This is a genomic window from Pseudomonas sp. 57B-090624 (genome assembly GCF_003234055.1).
Lineage (GTDB): Bacteria > Pseudomonadota > Gammaproteobacteria > Pseudomonadales > Pseudomonadaceae > Metapseudomonas > Metapseudomonas tohonis.
This window is the reverse complement of record NZ_QKRU01000018.1, coordinates 26,707-45,353: the sequence shown is the minus strand read 5'-3', so window position 1 is coordinate 45,353 and position 18,647 is coordinate 26,707. Positions and strand designations below refer to the sequence as shown.

Sequence of the window (18,647 nt, the reverse complement as noted above, 5' to 3'; positions counted from 1 at the left end):
CCCTCAGCCGCAGAGGTAGGTGCCGGTGCCGACAGCCACCAGGGTGCCGTCGTCGGCGTGCAGTTCCGAGCGCACCACCGCGACCTTGTTGCCCGAGCGCAACAGCACCGCCGTGGCGGTGAAGGCGCGGCCGCGCCCCGGGCGCAGGTAGTCGATGCGCAGGTCGATGGTGCCCAGCTTGGACAGCCGCTCCATGCGCTCGGCGGTGGACAGGCCCCGGTGGCGTTCGAAGGCGCCGATCAGCGCCATGGCGCCGCCGGTGACGTCCAGCAGCGAGGAGATCACCCCGCCATGGAGGATGCCGTGGACGAAGTTGCCGATCAGCTCGTCCTTCATCGGCAGGTGCATGGTCACCTGCTCCTGCGACAGCTCGCCCAGCTGGATGCCGAGTACCTGGTTGAAGGGGATGCGTTCGAAGAAGCGCCGGACCGCCTGTTGCAGTTCCGGGGTCAGGACGAAGTCGTTGTCGCTCATGCTGCACCTGCGTCGGGGGGCGAGAGTGCGACGCTGACGCAGCGCGGTGCGCTTGAACAGGGGTGCGGCCCAAATGGCACGCGGATTGGCGGGAGCGGCTTGCAGCGGCGGGCGGCCAGGGCCGCCCGCCTGGCCGTCAGTGGTCGGCGTGGGTCAGTTCGAGCACGCGGTCGACCAGCTTGTAGATGCCCGAGGCGGCTTCGCTGATGGACTGGGCGAGCATGTAGGCGGGGGTGGTGACCAGTTTGCGCGCCTTGTCCTCGACTATCTCGCCGACCACGCATTCGACGTGCTCGGCGCCCATCTTCTCCAGTGCACCGGCGGTCTCGGCGTCGGTGCCGATGGTGCAGGTGACGCCTGCGCCGTAGATCTTCGCGGCCATGGCCGGGGCGATGCAGATCAGCCCCACCGGCTTGCCGGCGTCGGCGAAGCCCTGGGCGGCGGCCAGCACGTCGGGCTGCACGCTGCAATCGGCGCCGCTGAGGGCGAAGTCGGAGAGGTTCTTCGCCGCGCCGAAGCCGCCGGGGATGATCAGGGCGTCGTAGTCCTCAGCCTTGAGCTCTCGGACGTCCTTCACCGCGCCGCGGGCGATGCGCGCGGACTCGGTGAGCACGTTGCGGCTCTCGGGCATCTCCTCGCCGGTGAGGTGGTTGATCACGTGGTGCTGGGCGATGTTGGGTGCGAAGCACTGCGCCAGCGCGCCGCGCTGGTCCAGGCGCAGCAGGGTGATCACGCTCTCGTGGATCTCCGCGCCGTCGTACACGCCGCAGCCGGAAAGAATCACAGCAACTTTCTTGTTCATAGCGTTCTCCGCTTCACTGGGCCGCCTTCAGGTTCTCCTGGAGGAACGCCTGGGCATGCTGGTGGGCATCCTCGGCCAGCCTGGGTTGGTAGGTATTCAGGTCGCTGCGCTGGTCGAACACGTGGTCGGCCCCGCCGTATTGCACCAGTTGCAGTTGTTCGAGATCGAGCCCGTCCATAGCCGATAGACACTGAAGGTGGTCAGTGATTCTGTCCTTGCCACCGAGAAACATCAGCACCGGCAGGTCGCGCCCCTTGCCCTGGCGCAGGTGCGCGGGGAAACCACAGTAAGGGTAGAAGGCGATGACGCCGCGCACACCGTCCAGCGCCTGCTGGCCGATGCGGGGGAAGCCGTGGCCGGCGTCGCCGTCGTAGGCGAGTGCATCGAGGATGCTCCAGCCGCCATGGGAGTAGCCGAGCAGGGCCATGCGCCGGTGGTCCAGGCGCGGCATCGAGCGGGCGAGGTCGAGGGCGGCGTAGACGTCCAGCGCGCGCTCGTTGCCCCACAGCAGCTTGCCGTCGCAGACCGGATGCCAGTCATGGATGCCGCGCGCTCCCAGGCTGTCGACGAAGAGCAATGCGTAGCCCTGGGGCAGCAGCCATTTCTTCACGTTCTCGACGAAGCCCGGGCTCTGCCCGCTGCAGCCGTGGAATACCAGTACGGTGGGAAAGGGCCCGTCGCCTGCCGGGGTGAACAGGCTGAGGTGGGGCGCCAGGCGCTCGCGTGCGGACGCCAGGTCGTCGGCGGCCGGCAGCAGCGCGGCGCGATAGGGATAGAGTCCCAGGAGGGCGGCCGTGGCGATCAGGATCAGCAGGAGGGAAAGGCTGCGTCGTGTGGTTATGCGCATGTGTCGTCATATGCCGGTTGGGCTGGCATGCCGCGCCAGGGGCCCGGGTAGGCGTGGGCGTAGCATCGAGCCTGGCAATCCTAGTCCCTTGATCGGCATAACGATACGGCTGACATCATGAATTACGTCCTCTACGCGATCCCCTTCTTCTTACTGCTGATCGGCATCGAGCTGCTCGCCGATCGCTGGCGCGGGGTGCGCACCTACCGCACCGCCGATGCCATCAACAGCCTCAGTGCGGGGGTGCTGTCCACCACCAGCGGGCTGCTGACCAAGGCGGTCGGTTTGCTCACCTACACCTACGCCTGGCAGCACCTGGCGCTGTTCGAGTTGCGCGCTGACAGCCCCTGGGTCTGGCTGTTCGCCTTCGTCTTCTACGACTTCTGCTACTACTGGAACCACCGCCTGGGCCACGAGCGCAACGTGCTCTGGGCCGCGCACTCGGTGCATCACCAGAGCGAGGAGTACAACCTCTCGACGGCACTGCGCCAGACCAGTACCGGTTTCCTCTTCGGCTGGATCTTCTACCTGCCGATGGCGGTGGTTGGCGTGCCGCCGCTGGTGTTTCTCACGGTGGCCGCGCTCAACCTGCTCTACCAGTTCTGGGTGCACACGCGCCATGTGCCCAAGCTCGGCTGGTTCGAGTGGTTCTTCATCAGTCCCTCGAACCACCGCGTCCACCATGCGCAGAACGCGGTGTACATGGACCGCAACTACGGTGGCGTCTTCATTCTCTGGGATCGCCTGTTCGGCACCTTCCAGGAGGAGCTGGACGAGGAGCCGGTGGTGTTCGGCGTGACCACGCCCCTGGCCAGCTGGAATCCGATCTGGGCCAACCTGCAGTTCTATGCGGTGTTGTGGCAGGACGCGGTGCGCGCCGGGTCCTGGTGGGACCGCCTGCGCATCTGGTTCATGCGCACCGGCTGGCGCCCCGAGGATGTGGCGCGCAAGTACCCGCAGGCCAAGCCGGACCTGAGCCGCTTCACCAAGTTCGAGGTGCCGTTGTCAGGCGGTCGCACCCTCTATGCGGCGTTGCAGTTTGCTGGCTACGTGGCGGGGGGGAGCTACCTGCTGGGCGTGGGCGACGGCCTGCCGCTCGGTGCCGTGCTGCTGGGCTGGCTATGGGTAGCCTTCGGCCTGTTCGCCATCGGTGCGTGGCTGGAAAATCGGCCCTGGGCACTGCGCCTGGAGCTGGCGCGGCTGGCGCTGAACCTGCCGGTGCTGTGGCTGGCGGGGGTACTCGGCATGCTGCCGGTCAGCCCGCTGGTCTGGCTGGTGCTGGTGGTGCATGGGGTTGCCAGCGTGCTGGCGCTGGTCGCACTGGGGCGGCGTGAAGCGGCGCTGGCGTGACGGTTACGCCTGCGGAGGCTGGTCGGCGTTCGCCTTGGCCTCGCGGCTGTTGCGCAGCCGGCGGCGCAGCCAGAGCAGGCCGCCGATCACCACCAGCACGCCGAGCACCATCAGCTCGTAGCGCTTGAGGTTGCCCAGCATGCCTTCGAGCACGGCGCCGAAGTGGAAGGCGGCGAAGCCCAGGGCCAGGGCCCAGATGATGGCGCCGATGCCGTTGAGGATCAGGTAGCGCAACGGCGGGTAGCCAGACAGGCCGATGGCCACCGGCATCACGGTGCGCAGGCCGTAGACGAAGCGGAAGCTCAGCACCCAGATGTCCGGGTGGCGCCGGATGTGCTCCAGGGCCTTGTCGCCCATCGCCTGCCAGCGCGGGCGCCGGGTGAGGATCTGCCGGCCCTTGTGGCGGCCGAGGTAGTACCACAGCTGGTCGCCGGCATAGCTGCCGAAGAACGCCGTGATCACCACCAGGTTGATATCCATGTAGCCGCGGAACGCGAGAAAGCCGGCCAGGACCAGGATGGTCTCGCCCTCGAAGAAGGTGCCGAGGAAGAGGGCGAAGTAGCCGAAATCCTGGAGAAATTGTTGCAGCATCAGTTAGGCAGCGCGGCAAAAATGAACGCGAAGCCTAACCGGGTTGGCGTTGCGGGAAAAGCTCTAAAGGGTGGCGAACCGCCAGTCGAGGGTCGACTGGTTCACGGCCAGGCCTCGTGGGGCCTCGGAAATTTCGTCGAACGCGACAGAGCGTCGCTGTCATGCATTGTTACCATTCGGTCATAATTGCCGCTTATAAATGTCGCACTGTGTCCTCCTTTGGACCCTGGAGTCTGTCGTGAGCTTTACCCCCGCCAACCGCCTGTTCCCCGCTACCCGCCTGCGCCGCAATCGCCGTGATGACTTCTCCCGCCGCCTGGTGCGCGAAAACACCCTGACCGTCGACGACCTGATCCTCCCGGTGTTCGTGCTGGACGGCGAGAACCGCCGTGAAGCGGTGCCGTCGATGCCGGGCGTCGAGCGCCTGTCCATCGACCTGCTGCTGGAAGCCGCGGCCGGCTGGGTGGCCCTGGGCATCCCCGCGCTGGCGCTGTTCCCGGTGACGCCGCTGGAGCGCAAGTCGCTCGACGGCGCCGAGGCGTGGAACCCGGACGGCATCGCCCAGCGCGCCATCCGCGCCCTGCGCGAGCGCTTCCCGGAACTGGGCGTGATCAGCGACGTGGCCCTGGACCCCTTCACCACCCATGGCCAGGACGGCATCCTCGACGCCGACGGCTATGTGCAGAACGACATCACCGTGGACGCGCTGGTCAAGCAGGCGCTGTCCCACGCCGAGGCCGGCGCCCAGGTGGTCGCGCCCTCGGACATGATGGACGGCCGCATCCAGGCCATCCGCGAGGCCCTTGAACTGGCCGACTTCCCCAACGTGCGGATCATGGCCTACTCGGCCAAGTACGCCAGCGCCTACTACGGTCCCTTCCGCGATGCGGTGGGTTCGGCCGCCAACCTGGGCAAGGCCAACAAGGCCAGCTACCAGATGGACCCGGCCAACGGCGACGAGGCCCTGCACGAAGTGGCTGCCGACCTCGCCGAAGGCGCCGACATGGTCATGGTCAAGCCGGGCATGCCCTACCTGGACATCGTCTGGCGCGTGAAGGACGCCTTCCGCGTGCCGACCTTCGCCTACCAGGTCAGCGGCGAGTACGCCATGCACATGGCGGCCATCCAGAACGGCTGGCTGAGCGAGGCGGTCATACTCGAATCGCTGACCGCATTCAAACGTGCGGGCGCTGATGGCATCCTTACCTACTTCGCCGTGCGTGCCGCAGAAATGCTCAAGGCGGGAGCCTGACTCCCCAGCAGGAAACCAGATGAACACCGATGGACTGAACCAAGCGTCGAATCCCCTACAAGAGCCCGTGCCGGAGCAACCGGTCGCCGAGGCCCCCGCTCCGGCGCCCGTCGAGACTCCGCCGCCGGCCCCCGCGCCGGCTCCGGTGATCCCGGGTCTGGATGACAGCAGCCTGTACATCCACCGGGAGCTGTCGCAGCTGCAGTTCAACATCCGTGTCCTGGAGCAGGCGCTCGACGAGTCCTACCCGCTGCTCGAGCGCCTGAAATTCCTGCTGATCTTCTCCAGCAACCTCGACGAGTTCTTCGAGATCCGTGCCGCCGGCCTGAAGAAGCAGATCACCTTCGCCCGCGAACAGGCGGGTGCCGATGGCCTGCTGCCGCACCAGGCGCTGGCCCGCATCAGCGAGCTGGTGCACGAGCAGGTGGCGCGCCAGTACAGCATCCTCAACGATGTGCTGCTGCCGGAGCTGGCCAAGCACCAGGTCAGCTTCATCCGCCGGCGCTACTGGACGCCCAAGCTCAAGACCTGGGTGCGCCGCTACTTCCGCGACGAGATCGCGCCGATCATCAGCCCCATCGGCCTCGACCCGACGCACCCCTTCCCGCTGCTGGTGAACAAGAGCCTCAACTTCATCGTCGAGCTGGAGGGCGTCGATGCCTTCGGCCGCGACTCGGGCCTGGCGATCATTCCGGCGCCGCGCCTGCTGCCGCGCGTGATCCGCGTACCCGAGGAGATCAGCGGCCCCGGCGACAACTTCGTGTTCCTGTCGTCGATGATCCACGCCCACGCCGACGACCTGTTCCCCGGCATGAAGGTGAAGGGCTGCTACCAGTTCCGCCTGACCCGTAACGCCGATCTTTCGGTGGACACCGAGGACGTCGAGGACCTGGCTCGTGCCCTGCGCGGCGAGCTGTTCTCGCGCCGCTACGGCGATGCGGTGCGCCTGGAGGTGGCCGACACCTGCCCGAAACACCTGTCCGACTACCTGCTCAAGCAGTTCGGCCTGGCCGAGAGCGAGCTGTACCAGGTCAACGGCCCGGTAAACCTGACCCGCCTGTTCAGCATCACCGGGCTGGACAGCCACCCCGAGCTGCAGCACCCGAGCTTCACCCCGGTGATCCCCAAGCTGCTGCAGAAGGCCGAGAACCTGTTCAGCGTGGTGGGCAAGCAGGACATCCTGCTGCTGCACCCCTTCGAGTCCTTCACCCCGGTGGTGGACTTCCTGCGCCAGGCGGCCAAGGACCCCAACGTCCTGGCGATCAAGCAGACGCTGTACCGCGCCGGTGCCAACTCCGAGATCGTCGACGCCCTGGTGGAAGCGGCACGCAACGGCAAGGAGGTCACCGCGGTGATCGAGCTGCGCGCGCGCTTCGACGAGGAATCCAACCTGCAGCTGGCCAGCCGCCTGCAGGCTGCCGGCGCCGTGGTGATCTATGGTGTGGTCGGCTTCAAGACCCACGCCAAGATGATGCTCATCCTGCGCCGCGAGGATGGCGAGCTGCGCCGCTATGCCCACCTGGGCACCGGCAACTACCACGCCGGCAACGCGCGCCTGTACACCGACTACAGCATGCTCACCGCCGACGACGCGCTCTGCGAGGACCTGCACAAGCTGTTCAACCAGCTGATCGGCATGGGCAAGACGCTGCGCATGAAGAAGCTGCTGCATGCGCCCTTCACCCTGAAGAAGTCGTTGCTGGACATGATCGCCAAGGAGGCCCTGCACGCCACCGAAGGCAAGCCGGCGCACATCATGGCCAAGGTCAACTCGCTGACCGACCCGAAGGTCATCCGCGCGCTGTACAAGGCCAGCCAGAGCGGCGTGAAGATCGACCTGGTGGTGCGTGGCATGTGCTGCCTGCGCCCGGGCATCCCTGGCGTCTCGCACAACATCCAGGTGCGCTCGATCATCGGCCGCTTCCTCGAACACAGCCGCATCTACTACTTCCTCAATGGTGGCGACGAGCTGCTCTACCTCTCCAGTGCCGACTGGATGGAACGCAACCTCGACATGCGCGTGGAGACCTGCTTCCCGGTGGAGGGCAAGAAGCTCATCACCCGGGTCAAGAAGGAGCTGGAGACCTACCTCGCCGACAACACCCACAGCTGGGCCCTGCAGCCCGACGGTCGCTACCTGCGCAACAGCCCCAGCGGCAACCAGAACCCGCGCAGCGCCCAGGCCATCCTGCTGGACAAGCTGCTCAACCCGCCGGTCAGCGCGCGCTGACCGGTCTTCTCGCGAGGCGGGGCAGCGGACCGCACCAACGAAAACGGGGCCCTCTGGCCCCGTTTCGCTGTGCGCTCCCGGCGTCTCGCTTCAGCTCACCTGCAGGGTGAAGTCGATGCGCTTGAGCCAGGTGGCTTCCTGTTCGAAGTCCGCCTGGGTCAGCGGGTTGGCCGCCAGCCAGTTCTCGGGGAACTGCACGTCCAGGCTCTGCGGGCCCACCTTCAGGCGGACCTGGGGGGTCTCCTGGCTGGTGCGGATGTGGTGGAAGAGGATGGCGAAGCGCAGCAGCACGCAAAGGCGGATGAGCTTGACCCCCTCGTCGCCGAACTCGGCGAACTTGTCCTTGGGGATGTTGCGGCGGTGGCCACGGACCAGCAGCGCGAGCATCTGCTGGTCCTGGCGGGAGAAGCCCGGCAGGTCCGAGTGCTCGATCAGGTAGGCACCGTGCTTGTGGTACTGGTAGTGGGCGATGTCCATGCCGATCTCGTGGACGCGGGCGCCCCAGACCAGCAGGTCGCGGTGCCACTCGTCGTCCAGCTCCCAGGCGTCCGCCACCTGCTCCAGCGCTTCCAGGGCCTTGGCCTCGACGCGGGCCGCCTGCTCGGCGTCGGCGTGGCAGCGTTCCATCAGCGCGCTGAGGGTGCGTTCGCGTACGTCCTCGTGATGGTGGCGGCCCAGCAGGTCGTAGAGCACGCCTTCGCGCAGGGCGCCTTCGGAATGGGTCATGTGCTTGAGTTCGAGGGCGTCGAAGATGGCTTCGAGGATCGCCAGGCCGGCGGGGAAGATGGCACGGCGATCGGGCTTGATGCCGTCGAGTTCGAGCTTCTCCACCTCGCCCAGCTTGAACAGCTTGCGCTTGAGCCAGGCCAGGCCTTCCGGGTTGACTTCGCCACTGCCCATGCCGGCCGCTTGGATCGCCAGGCCGACGGCGCGGATGGTGCCCGAGGCGCCCACCGCCTGCTGCCAGCCGAGGCGGCGCAGGCTGTATTCGATGCCCATCAGCTCCAGGCGCGCGGCGGTGTAGGCCTGGGCGTAGCGGGCGGGGGTGATCTTGCCGTCGCGGAAGTAGCGCTGGGTGTAGCTCACGCAGCCCATCTGCAGGCTTTCGCGCAGTTGCGACTCGAAGCGCTGGCCGATGATGAACTCGGTGCTGCCGCCGCCGATATCGGCCACCAGGCGCTTGCCGGGGGTGTCGGCGATGCTGTGGGAGACGCCCAAGTAGATGAGGCGGGCTTCCTCGCGACCGGAGATGACTTCCACCGGGTGGCCGAGGATGGCCTCGGCGCGGCGGATGAATTCGGCGCGGTTGCGCGCCTCGCGCAGGGCGTTGGTGCCGACGATGCGCACCGCGCCCTCGGGCAGGCTGTTGGTCATCTGGGCGAAGCGGCGCAGGCAGTCGAGGCCGCGCTGCATGGCTTCCTCGCTGAGCATGCGCTCGTCATCCAGGCCGGCGGCGAGCTGCACCTTGTCACCGAGGCGCTCGAGGATGCGGATCTCCCCGTGATCGGCCTTGGCCAGCACCATGTGGAAGCTGTTGGAGCCCAGGTCGATGGCTGCGATCAGGGAAGGGGTTTCGGCGCGACGGGTCGAGGGCATGGTCTTGGTGTCTCGTTTCTGAACGGCGCCATCCTGCCACGATCGTCACGTTGCGCCAACGCGAGTCGTGGAACGCTCGTGCAAGGAAATGGCAGGCAGCTGAGCAGAATGCCACGGAGAAGTTTCCGCTTCATGACGGCCGCCTCCTTACTATAGGCGGCGCCCCGCCTCCCGGTGGCGGTGTTCGCGAGGGCCTCGACACGGGGCGATAAATGGCCGCGGCGGATTGACGCGCAGCCGGTTATCCATCAGTTTTCCAACGCACCTCCATAGGAAGGCTCAATCGCCAGCAGCTTTCGGTCCGGGGAAAGCCGGGCTATGATGGCCGCCAATTTCCGCATCCGAATCCACGGAGAACATCCATGAGCGAACTCATCTCCCACGTTAGCGACGCCAGCTTCGAGCAGGACGTGCTCAAGGCCGAAGGCGCTGTGCTGGTCGATTACTGGGCCGAGTGGTGTGGCCCGTGCAAGATGATCGCCCCCGTCCTCGACGAGATCGCCAAGGACTACCAGGGCAAGCTGAAGATCTGCAAGCTGAACATCGACGAGAACCAGGACACCCCGCCGAAATACGGCGTGCGCGGCATCCCGACCCTGATGCTGTTCAAGAACGGCAACGTCGAAGCGACCAAGGTCGGCGCCCTGTCCAAGTCCCAGCTGGCGGCCTTCCTCGACGCCAACATCTGAGTCCCGCCGGGCCTCCGGCGAGCCTTCGGGCCGTAACGAGAAACCCCGCAATGTGCGGGGTTTTTTGTTGAATCGGTACTAGACGCCCCCGGATGCGGGTGTTAAATTCGGGTCCGCAACGTCATTCCGTTGCCCTTCGCAAGCCGCCGCCGACGCATTCCAAATCGAATAAGCACAGCGATCCTGTCGCCTCTCCGCGGCGCGGCCTCTAAAGCTCAACGCTTTCCTTCCTTCTCAATTTTCGTACTTACGTCATTCCTATGAATCTGACCGAACTCAAGCAAAAGCCGATTGCCGAACTGCTGGAAATGGCCGAACAGATGGGCCTCGAGAACATGGCCCGTTCGCGCAAGCAGGACGTGATCTTCGCCCTGCTGAAAAAGCATTCCAAAGGCGGCGAGGAAATCTCCGGTGACGGCGTGCTGGAGATTCTCCAGGACGGTTTTGGCTTCCTGCGCTCCGCAGACTCCTCCTACCTGGCCGGCCCGGACGACATCTACGTCTCGCCCAGCCAGATCCGCCGCTTCAACCTGCGTACCGGCGACACCATCATCGGCAAGATCCGCCCGCCGAAAGAAGGCGAGCGTTACTTCGCGCTCCTGAAGGTCGACTCGATCAACTTCGACCGCCCGGAGAACGCCAAGAACAAGATCCTGTTCGAGAACCTGACGCCCCTGTTCCCCAACGAGCGCCTGAAGATGGAAGCCGGCAACGGCTCCACCGAAGACCTCACCGGCCGCGTGATCGATCTCTGCGCGCCGATCGGCAAGGGCCAGCGCGGCCTGATCGTCGCCCCGCCGAAGGCGGGCAAGACCATCATGCTGCAGAACATCGCGGCCAACATCACCCGCAACAACCCCGAGTGCCACCTGATCGTCCTGCTGATCGACGAGCGCCCGGAAGAAGTGACCGAGATGCAGCGCACCGTGCGCGGCGAAGTGGTCGCCTCCACCTTCGACGAACCGCCGACCCGCCACGTGCAGGTCGCCGAGATGGTGATCGAGAAGGCCAAGCGCCTGGTCGAGCACAAGAAGGACGTGGTCATCCTGCTGGACTCCATCACCCGTCTGGCGCGTGCCTACAACACCGTGATCCCGAGCTCCGGCAAGGTGCTCACCGGTGGTGTCGACGCCCATGCCCTGGAGAAGCCCAAGCGCTTCTTCGGTGCCGCCCGTAACATCGAGGAAGGCGGTTCGCTGACCATCATCGCCACTGCGCTGGTCGAGACCGGCTCGAAGATGGACGAGGTGATCTACGAAGAGTTCAAGGGCACCGGCAACATGGAGCTGCCGCTGGACCGCCGCATCGCCGAGAAGCGCGTGTTCCCCGCCATCAACATCAACAAGTCCGGTACCCGCCGCGAAGAGCTGCTGACCGCCGACGACGAACTGCAGCGCATGTGGATCCTGCGCAAGCTGCTGCACCCGATGGACGAGATCGCCGCCATCGAGTTCCTGCTCGACAAGCTCAAGGACACCAAGACCAACGACGAATTCTTCATGTCCATGAAGCGCAAGTAAGGTCTGGTTGGTACCAGGAAGGCCGGGGAAACCCGGCCTTCGCGTTTGCGCGATTCGTCGTGGCCTTCTGAATAACCCAGTTCGGCGCTAAACTTTGCGCCCCGACCTGCACGCCCCATGCGAGGCTCAAGCATGCAGTATCGCGATCTGCGCGAATTCATCAGCGGCCTGGAACAGCGTGGCGAGCTCAAGCGCGTCACCGCCCCGGTCTCGCCGATCCTGGAAATGACCGAAATCTGCGACCGCACCCTGCGCAAGCAAGGCCCGGCGCTGCTCTTCGAGAACCCCACCGGCTACGACATCCCCGTGCTCGGCAACCTGTTCGGCACGCCCGGGCGCGTGGCCCTCGGCATGGGCGCGGATGACGTCTCCGAGCTGCGCGAGATCGGCAAGCTGCTGGCCTTCCTCAAGGAGCCCGAGCCACCCAAGGGGCTCAAGGACGCCTGGTCCAAGCTGCCGATCTTCAAGAAGGTCATCAGCATGGCGCCCAAGGTCCTCAAGGACGCTCCCTGCCATGAAGTGATCGAGGAAGGCGACGACGTCGATCTCGGCAAGCTGCCCATCCAGCACTGCTGGCCGGGTGACGTGGCACCGCTGATCACCTGGGGCCTGACCATCACCCGCGGCCCCAACAAGGAGCGGCAGAACCTCGGCATCTACCGCCAGCAGGTGATCGGCCGCAACAAGGTCATCATGCGCTGGCTCAGCCACCGTGGCGGCGCGCTGGACTTCCGCGAGTGGTGCCAGAAGCACCCGAACACGCCCTACCCCGTCTGCGTCGCCCTCGGCGCCGACCCGGCGACCATCCTCGGCGCGGTGACCCCGGTGCCGGATACCCTCTCCGAGTACGCCTTCGCCGGCCTGCTGCGCGGCCACCGTACCGAACTGGTCAAGGCCATCGGCTCCGACCTGCAGGTCCCGGCCAGTGCCGAGATCGTGCTGGAAGGCGTGATCCATCCCGGCGAGACGGCGCCGGAAGGCCCCTACGGCGACCACACCGGCTACTACAACGAGGTCGACACCTTCCCGGTGTTCACCGTCGAGCGCATCACCCGCCGGCGCAAGCCCATCTACCACAGCACCTACACCGGCCGCCCGCCGGATGAGCCGGCCATTCTCGGTGTGGCGCTGAACGAAGTCTTCGTACCGATCCTGCAGAAGCAGTTCCCCGAGATCACCGACTTCTACCTGCCGCCCGAAGGCTGCTCCTACCGCATGGCGGTGGTGACCATGAAGAAGCAGTACCCCGGCCACGCCAAGCGCGTGATGCTCGGCGTCTGGTCGTTCCTGCGCCAGTTCATGTACACCAAGTTCGTCATCGTCACGGACGACGACATCAACGCCCGCGACTGGAACGACGTGATCTGGGCCATCACCACGCGCATGGACCCCAAGCGCGACACGGTGATGATCGACAACACCCCCATCGACTACCTGGACTTCGCCTCGCCCATCTCCGGCCTCGGCTCGAAGATGGGCCTGGATGCCACCCACAAGTGGCCGGGCGAGACCACCCGCGAATGGGGCCGGGCCATCGTCAAGGACGAGGCGGTGACCCGCCGCGTCGACGACATCTGGTCCAGCCTGGGTATCGACTGATGCGGGTCACGCTGCAACCGTCCGGCGCGGTCCTGGAGACCCAGGCCGGCGAGAACATCCTCGCGGCGGCCCGGCGCCTCGGCTACGACTGCCCGCAGAGCTGCCGCAACGGCAACTGCCACATCTGCGCCGCCCTGCTCGTCGAGGGCCGGGTACTCCAGGCCGGCGCCGAGCTCGACCACGGCGAACTCTTCACCTGCCTGGCCGAACCCCTGGAAGACTGCGTGCTGCACTGGGACGGCGTGCTCGCTCCCGGCGAGCTGCCGGTGCGCACGCTCAATTGCCAGGTCAGCGCCTGCATCGATGCCGGTGGCGATGTCTGGCGCGTGCGCCTGCGCGCCCCGGCCGGCAAGCCGCCGCGCTACCACGCCGGACAATACCTGCTGGTCGCGCGCAAGGATGGCGAATCCTCGGCCTTCTCCCTGGCCTCGGCGCCGAGCGAAGGGCGCGAGATCGAACTGCACATCCTCGCCCGCGAGCCCAGCGCCCAGGCCCTGCTGGCGCAGCTGCAGCGCACCGGCATCGCCCGGGTGCAGATGCCTTTCGGCGACACCCACCTCGCCGAGCTTCCCGAGGGTCCGCTGGTGCTGATCGCCGCCGGCACCGGCATGGCGCAGATGCACAGCCTGATCGAGCATTGCCGCGCCACGGGGTTCAGGCACCCGGTGCACCTGTACTGGGGGGCGCGGCGGCCGGAGGATTTCTACGAGCTGCCGCACTGGGCGCAGTGGCAGGGCCTCGACAACCTGACCCTGCACCAGGTGGTCAGCGATGCCTGTGGCTGGCAGGGCCGTTGCGGCCTGCTGCACGAAGCGGTACGCCAGGACTTCCCCGACCTGAAGCCGCTGCACGTCTACGCCAGCGGCTCGCCGGCCATGGTCTACGCGACCCTCGACGCCCTGGTGGCGGCGGGGATGGACGCCCACCAGATGCGAGCCGACGTCTTCGCCTACGCCCCCCGGGCGTGAGCCCCAGCGCCAGCCGCCCTCCCGGCGGCCCGGTCACGCTCGGCGGGGGCGATGAGTCTCGCATCGCCACCTGCGTGCCCGTCGCGGCCCCGAGCCGCCTGCGCTCGACGCGACGCCTGCCATGGCGGCCGTACCGGGCCGTCTAGGACAGGTACGAAAACACCGCCTTTTCATGTACGGCCATAGGTGGCCTGCCTATGATCGCGGCTGCCGGCAAAACTCCCTATCTCATCACTCGCGCGGCCGCTCCAGCGGTCCTGTTCGCCTGGCCTCGTGCCGTGCCGTGACTATCGAGGAACAGTTATGTCGAGCTTCCGATTGAACGCCCTTTCCCGTGCCACCCGCCGATGGAGTGCCAGCCTGGGTGCGGCCCTGCTCCTGCCGAGCGGCATGGCGCTGGCCGATGACAGCCAGCACGGCACCGAATCAATCATCCAGGGGCATTTCCTCAACCTCCAGTCATCGAATGCCAGGGCGACCCCGTTCAGCGCCGCCGAGGCCGGAACCGAGCAACTGGAGCAGGAAACCGGGATGCGCGTGCGCAGCCTCACCCCGCGAGCCGGCGATGCATTCAAGAACCTGCAGGTCATGACCGGGCAGCTCGAGGGGCGCGCGCGCACTCTCAGCGCCCCCGGGGAAATGACGCTGGCCGCGCGGCCCGATGGCAGCTTCGTTGCGCTGCTGCCGGACGCCAACGCCATCATCCGCGGCGACGCCAGTGGCCAGCAGTCGATGATCCGCTTCGATCCGGGCGCTGCCTTCGCGCCGGATGGCGTCGACTACATCGCCGGTGATGACAGCGAGATGCCGGCCTTGAAGGAGTCGCGCAGCGGCCAGCGCACGTTCCAGGTCAACCGCAACATCCAGGGCGAAACCGTGATCGACCTGTTGGCCGGTTTCTCGCAAAAGGCCGCGGACTACATCGGTGACCACGAAGCCTTTGCCCTGGCCCAGGTGGCCTCGGTCAACCGTGCACTGCGACAGTCCCAGGTGCAGGGCGTGCGCCTGCGCCTGGTGGGCACCCAGGTGGTGGCCCAGGACGCTCCCATCACCGGCTCCAGCCTGAGCCAGGTGCGCAACGTCTTCGCCGAAGGCATGCGTCGCTACAGCCCGGACGTGGTCGCCAGCTTCGTCGTGGGTACTCCCGGCGTGGACACCGCCGTCGGCTGGGGCCATATGCCCGGGCGCTACACCATCAACTCCATCAAGTCGTCCACCGTGTTCCGCCACGAGCTGGGCCACAACATCGGCGGCGGCCACTGCTCCGATGGCAGGAGCTACACCTGGGGCTACCACAACGGCCGGGTCGGCACCATCCTCTGCGGCAACCATGTCGGCTACTTCTCCAACCCGGACGTCAAGGACAGCCGGGGTGTGCCGTTGGGCGACGCGGACACCGCCAACATGGCCCGGGTCTGGCGGGAAAGGGCGGCGCGGATGTCGGCCTACAGCCCTTCCGTCGTGCCCCTGGAAGAGGAACAGGGCACCTCCATCCTCAGTCAGAAGGTGAGCCTGAGCAGCAAACAGACGCGCTACTTCCCGGTGGACGTTCCCGAAGGCACCCGGCGCCTGGTGTTCAGCGTGGTGGACGGCGAGCTCACCGAGAAGGCCGGCCAGGTCCAGTTGCTGCTCAAGCGCGGCGCCCAGCCCAGCGGCGCCAGCTTCGACTACCGCTCGGCGCGTAGCCACAACGTCTCCCTGGGGGTGAACGACCCGCAGCCGGGGCGCTGGTACCTGGCGATCAACACCGACAACCTCGCCACCCAGGACCAGGTGCTTGAGGTTCACGCCTATGGCCTGACCCAGGACAGCGCCCAGGGCCGCTACCTGAAGTTCGTCGCCACCTCGGCGGTGGATGGCAAGGACACCGCCAGTGTCGCCGAGCTGCTGCTGGTGGATGCCAAGGGCAAGGCCCTGCCCCGCGAGAGCTGGACAATCCTGTCCACCAGCAGTGCGGTGCCTGGCGCGGCGGTCGGCAACCACGCGATCGATGGCAACCCCAACTCCTACTGGAGCACGGCCGCAGGTGCACGCTACCCCCATGAAATGGTGATCGACCTGGGTGCCGCTAGCCGCTTCTCGCAACTGCACTACCTGCCCCGCCAGGACGCGGGCCTTAGCGGCAACATCAAGGGCTACCAGGTCTACGGCAGCAGCAGCGTCAACGGTGGCTGGAACCTGCTGGCCGATGGCGAATTCAGCGCCGACAACGACGTCAAGGCCGCATCCCTCAAGCCGGTGAACGCCGGCCAGCCTCCGCTGGCGATGATCAGCGGCAAGACCGAAGCCCGTGCCGGGGACCGGATAGTCCTGGACGCCTCCGGCTCCAGTGATCCCCAGGGCAATGCCCTGAGCTTCGCCTGGGAGGCCTCGCCGCGCCTGGACTTCGACTACGACGGCGCGCGTATCGGCTTCACCGCGCCGGAACTGCAGGCGGACACCCGCTATCGCTTCACCCTGACCCTGAGCAATGGCAAGCAGAGCAGCACCCGGACCCACGAGGTGCTGGTCAAGGGCAAGGCCGCCACCGCCAGCTGCAAGCCGGAGTGGACCGTGAGGGGCACCTATGTCGGCAACGACACGGTGCAGTGGAAGGGGCGTCAGTACCAGGCCCGCTGGTGGACCTCGGGCGCCGAGCCGGGGCTGGCCGGCACCACCGGCCCGGACGGCGCCGGCAAGGTCTGGCGTGACCTGGGCCCCTGCCAGAGCGGCGGCGAGAAACCGGTCGAGCCGCCGGTGGCGGAGGTCAAGCCGCCCGTGGCGGTGATCGGCGGTGCCAGCGAGGCCAAGCCGGGCGAAACCGTCTACCTCAACGCCACTGCTTCCAGCGACCCGGCGGGCCTGAAGCTCAGCTACAGCTGGAGCGTCAGCCCCAGCGTCGCGTTTGAGGCCGCCGGCACCCTGATGAAATTCGTCGCCCCGAAGGCCGACAAGGATGTCGTCTATGACGTCAGCCTGACCGTCAACAATGGCAAGCACAGCACAACCCGCGTGCATCAGGTCAGGGTGCCCGCCGAGAAGCCGGTGCAGGTCAAGCCGCCGGTGGCCAGCATCGCTGGCGCCAGCCAGGCCAAGGGCGGTGAAACAGTGACCCTGGACGCCGCAGGCTCCAGCGATCCAGCCGGCCTGGCACTGAGCTACCAGTGGACCGTGACGCCCAGCGTCGCCTTCCAGGCCTCGGGATCGAAACTGAGCTTCGTCGCGCCCAGGAGCGACAAGGACATCAGCTACCGCTTCACCCTGAACCTGGGCAACGGCACCCATGTGGCCAGCCGCGACCACAGCGTGAGGGTGCTGGCGGACAAGGTGGAAACCCCGACCGGCTGCCAGGGTGCCTGGAGCCCCCAGGGAACCTACTGGACCAATGACAAGGTCAGCCACAACGGTCGCTTCTACGTCGCCCGCTGGTGGACCAAGGGCAACGAGCCCACTGCCGCCACCATCGGTGGCGAAGGCAGCGGCAAGGTCTGGAGGGACGCGGGCGCCTGCAACTGATGCGCTCCGCTGACCGGTAGCGCGCCAATCGGCGTGTGCTAACCGGTACTTCCGGGCCCCGGGTTGGCGACATCCATCGTTGTCGTCAACCTGGGGCGCACCGAATCCGGCATAAGCCGGGCGGCCCGCAGGATGGGTAGAGCGAAGCGAAACCCATGCGGTAAGCACGGGCAGGGTGCTCGCCGGGAAGGCCGCTTGATGGGGTTCATACCTCTACCCATCCCACGGTCAACCGGCCGGGGATCACGCCAGCTCGGGAAACTCCGCGCGCAGCTCCGCTGCCAGCCACCCCAGGAACCATTGGATATCGGCACTGACCGCTTCGGTCGGCAGCAGCGCCTGGTAACTCTCCAGCGGCGCCTGCAGCGACACGGGGCGTACCAGCAGGCCGGTGGCCAGTTCCTGGCTCACCAGCACCTCGTTGGCCAGGGCGATGCCGTGGCCCTTCTCGGCCATGCTCAGCGCGTGGTCGTTGCTCACGTAGAGCACATCGGAACTGACCCGCACGGCGCAACCGACGGCCGCCAGCCAGGCGTTCCACCATTCACCGTCGTCCACATGGATCAGCTTGTGCCGCGCCAGCTCGTCGGCTCCTGCGATCGGGCCGTGGGCGGCCAGGTACTCCGGCGAGCACACCGGGAACACATTGGGTTGCAGCAGGGTGGCCCTGCATTGCGGGTACTGCCCGGGCATGCCGTAGACGATGCCCAGGTCGGCGCCCTGGCCGTCCACGGCGGTGAAGGTGGGGTTGGGCTCGATGGCGATCTTCAGCCCCGGCCGCAATTGGCGCAGCGACTCCATGCGCGGCATCAGCCAGCGCTTGGCGAAGGCCGGCACGGCGAGGATGCGCAACCAGCGCGGGGTGTCGCTGGCCGCCACCTCGGCGCCGGCCTCGGCGATCTGCCGCAGCGCCCGCGACACCTTGGCGTGGTAGCGCCGCCCGGCCTCGGTGAGTAGCACGCCGCGTGGCGTACGTTCCAGCAACTGCACGCCGAGCCAGTCCTCCAGCAGGCGCACATGGCGGCCGATGGCCGGCTGGGTGACGTGCAGCGCCCGTGACGCGGCGACGTAGCTGCCGAGGCGGGCAGCGGCCTCGAAGGCGCGCAGGGCGTTGAGCGGCGGCAGGCGTGGTTCGGCCATCACGGGACTCCTGGCTGTTAATTTTATTAACAGCCAATGTAAGGAAATTGAAGTTTCCTGTCGCGTGTATTTGGCCGAGTATCCGGGCCAGGCA

At 66.8% G+C, this 18,647-nt stretch carries 14 protein-coding genes; 8 read left to right on the top strand and 6 right to left on the bottom strand.

Annotated elements, in window-relative coordinates:
- Positions 1-3: 3 nt before the first annotated feature.
- From DMX10_RS11270 to DMX10_RS11260, 3 genes are all read right to left on the bottom strand, one after another.
- The gene (locus DMX10_RS11270; RefSeq protein WP_111261144.1) at positions 4-474 is read right to left on the bottom strand and encodes a thioesterase family protein; all 471 of its coding nucleotides are present in this window, start codon (positions 472-474) and stop codon (positions 4-6) included.
- A gap of 136 nt (positions 475-610) precedes the next feature.
- Complete coding sequence (gene elbB, locus DMX10_RS11265; RefSeq protein ID WP_111261143.1) at positions 611-1,276, bottom strand: isoprenoid biosynthesis glyoxalase ElbB; 666 nt, start codon at positions 1,274-1,276, stop codon at positions 611-613.
- Between the two features lie 13 nt (positions 1,277-1,289).
- On the bottom strand, positions 1,290-2,123 hold the full coding sequence (locus DMX10_RS11260; protein WP_111261142.1) for a dienelactone hydrolase family protein: 834 nt from the start codon (positions 2,121-2,123) through the stop codon (positions 1,290-1,292).
- A 117-nt stretch (positions 2,124-2,240) separates the two neighbouring features.
- Here DMX10_RS11260 and DMX10_RS11255 point away from each other — a divergent pair, with 117 nt between their 5' ends.
- Positions 2,241-3,473 (top strand): sterol desaturase family protein, encoded by a 1,233-nt coding sequence (locus tag DMX10_RS11255; protein ID WP_111261141.1) that lies wholly within the window; start codon positions 2,241-2,243, stop codon positions 3,471-3,473.
- A 3-nt stretch (positions 3,474-3,476) separates the two neighbouring features.
- Here the strand turns inward: DMX10_RS11255 and DMX10_RS11250 are convergent, their stop codons facing one another.
- Positions 3,477-4,067 carry a DedA family protein gene (locus tag DMX10_RS11250; protein ID WP_178082940.1) on the bottom strand — a complete coding sequence of 197 codons (591 nt, stop codon included), beginning with the start codon at positions 4,065-4,067 and terminating at the stop codon, positions 3,477-3,479.
- A 235-nt stretch (positions 4,068-4,302) separates the two neighbouring features.
- On the opposite strand from DMX10_RS11250, the gene hemB reads away from it, so the two are divergent.
- Positions 4,303-5,316 carry a porphobilinogen synthase gene (hemB, locus tag DMX10_RS11245; protein ID WP_111261139.1) on the top strand — a complete coding sequence of 338 codons (1,014 nt, stop codon included), beginning with the start codon at positions 4,303-4,305 and terminating at the stop codon, positions 5,314-5,316.
- Positions 5,317-5,335: 19 nt separating this feature from the next.
- Positions 5,336-7,546, top strand: coding sequence for a polyphosphate kinase 1 (gene ppk1, locus DMX10_RS11240; protein WP_111261138.1), 2,211 nt, complete (start codon positions 5,336-5,338; stop codon positions 7,544-7,546).
- A gap of 90 nt (positions 7,547-7,636) precedes the next feature.
- Here ppk1 and ppx read toward each other — a convergent pair whose 3' ends face one another.
- A complete protein-coding gene (gene ppx / locus DMX10_RS11235; RefSeq protein WP_111261137.1) occupies positions 7,637-9,142 on the bottom strand; it encodes an exopolyphosphatase in 1,506 nt (501 codons plus the stop codon).
- 362 nt (positions 9,143-9,504) lie between these two features.
- On the opposite strand from ppx, the gene trxA reads away from it, so the two are divergent.
- The 5 genes from trxA (at position 9,505) to DMX10_RS11210 (ending at position 17,413) form a co-directional block, all read left to right on the top strand.
- Positions 9,505-9,831, top strand: a complete 327-nt coding sequence (trxA, locus tag DMX10_RS11230; protein WP_021218198.1) for a thioredoxin TrxA — start codon at positions 9,505-9,507, stop codon at positions 9,829-9,831.
- A gap of 260 nt (positions 9,832-10,091) precedes the next feature.
- Positions 10,092-11,351, top strand: coding sequence for a transcription termination factor Rho (gene rho, locus DMX10_RS11225; RefSeq protein WP_111261136.1), 1,260 nt, complete (start codon positions 10,092-10,094; stop codon positions 11,349-11,351).
- A 132-nt stretch (positions 11,352-11,483) separates the two neighbouring features.
- Positions 11,484-12,950, top strand: coding sequence for a 4-hydroxy-3-polyprenylbenzoate decarboxylase (gene ubiD / locus DMX10_RS11220; RefSeq protein WP_111261135.1), 1,467 nt, complete (start codon positions 11,484-11,486; stop codon positions 12,948-12,950).
- Complete coding sequence (locus tag DMX10_RS11215) at positions 12,950-13,918, top strand: CDP-6-deoxy-delta-3,4-glucoseen reductase (RefSeq protein WP_111261134.1); 969 nt, start codon at positions 12,950-12,952, stop codon at positions 13,916-13,918. The genes ubiD and DMX10_RS11215 overlap by 1 nt, the downstream gene beginning before the upstream one ends.
- Positions 13,919-14,221: 303 nt before the next feature.
- Complete coding sequence (locus tag DMX10_RS11210; RefSeq protein WP_236233261.1) at positions 14,222-17,413, top strand: discoidin domain-containing protein; 3,192 nt, start codon at positions 14,222-14,224, stop codon at positions 17,411-17,413.
- 243 nt (positions 17,414-17,656) lie between these two features.
- On the opposite strand, the gene DMX10_RS11205 is transcribed toward DMX10_RS11210, so the two are convergent.
- Positions 17,657-18,553 (bottom strand): LysR substrate-binding domain-containing protein, encoded by an 897-nt coding sequence (locus DMX10_RS11205; protein WP_111261133.1) that lies wholly within the window; start codon positions 18,551-18,553, stop codon positions 17,657-17,659.
- Between the last annotated feature and the right edge of the window lie 94 nt (positions 18,554-18,647).

Coding starts and splice junctions, on each gene's coding strand:
- DMX10_RS11270 (WP_111261144.1), bottom strand. CDS start 474: ATGAGCGACAACGACTTCGTCCTGACCCCGGAACTGCAACAGGCGGTC.
- elbB (WP_111261143.1), bottom strand. CDS start 1,276: ATGAACAAGAAAGTTGCTGTGATTCTTTCCGGCTGCGGCGTGTACGAC.
- DMX10_RS11260 (WP_111261142.1), bottom strand. CDS start 2,123: ATGCGCATAACCACACGACGCAGCCTTTCCCTCCTGCTGATCCTGATC.
- DMX10_RS11255 (WP_111261141.1), top strand. CDS start 2,241: ATGAATTACGTCCTCTACGCGATCCCCTTCTTCTTACTGCTGATCGGC.
- ppk1 (WP_111261138.1), top strand. CDS start 5,336: ATGAACACCGATGGACTGAACCAAGCGTCGAATCCCCTACAAGAGCCC.
- ppx (WP_111261137.1), bottom strand. CDS start 9,142: ATGCCCTCGACCCGTCGCGCCGAAACCCCTTCCCTGATCGCAGCCATC.
- trxA (WP_021218198.1), top strand. CDS start 9,505: ATGAGCGAACTCATCTCCCACGTTAGCGACGCCAGCTTCGAGCAGGAC.
- rho (WP_111261136.1), top strand. CDS start 10,092: ATGAATCTGACCGAACTCAAGCAAAAGCCGATTGCCGAACTGCTGGAA.
- ubiD (WP_111261135.1), top strand. CDS start 11,484: ATGCAGTATCGCGATCTGCGCGAATTCATCAGCGGCCTGGAACAGCGT.
- DMX10_RS11215 (WP_111261134.1), top strand. CDS start 12,950: ATGCGGGTCACGCTGCAACCGTCCGGCGCGGTCCTGGAGACCCAGGCC.
- DMX10_RS11210 (WP_236233261.1), top strand. CDS start 14,222: ATGTCGAGCTTCCGATTGAACGCCCTTTCCCGTGCCACCCGCCGATGG.
- DMX10_RS11205 (WP_111261133.1), bottom strand. CDS start 18,553: ATGGCCGAACCACGCCTGCCGCCGCTCAACGCCCTGCGCGCCTTCGAG.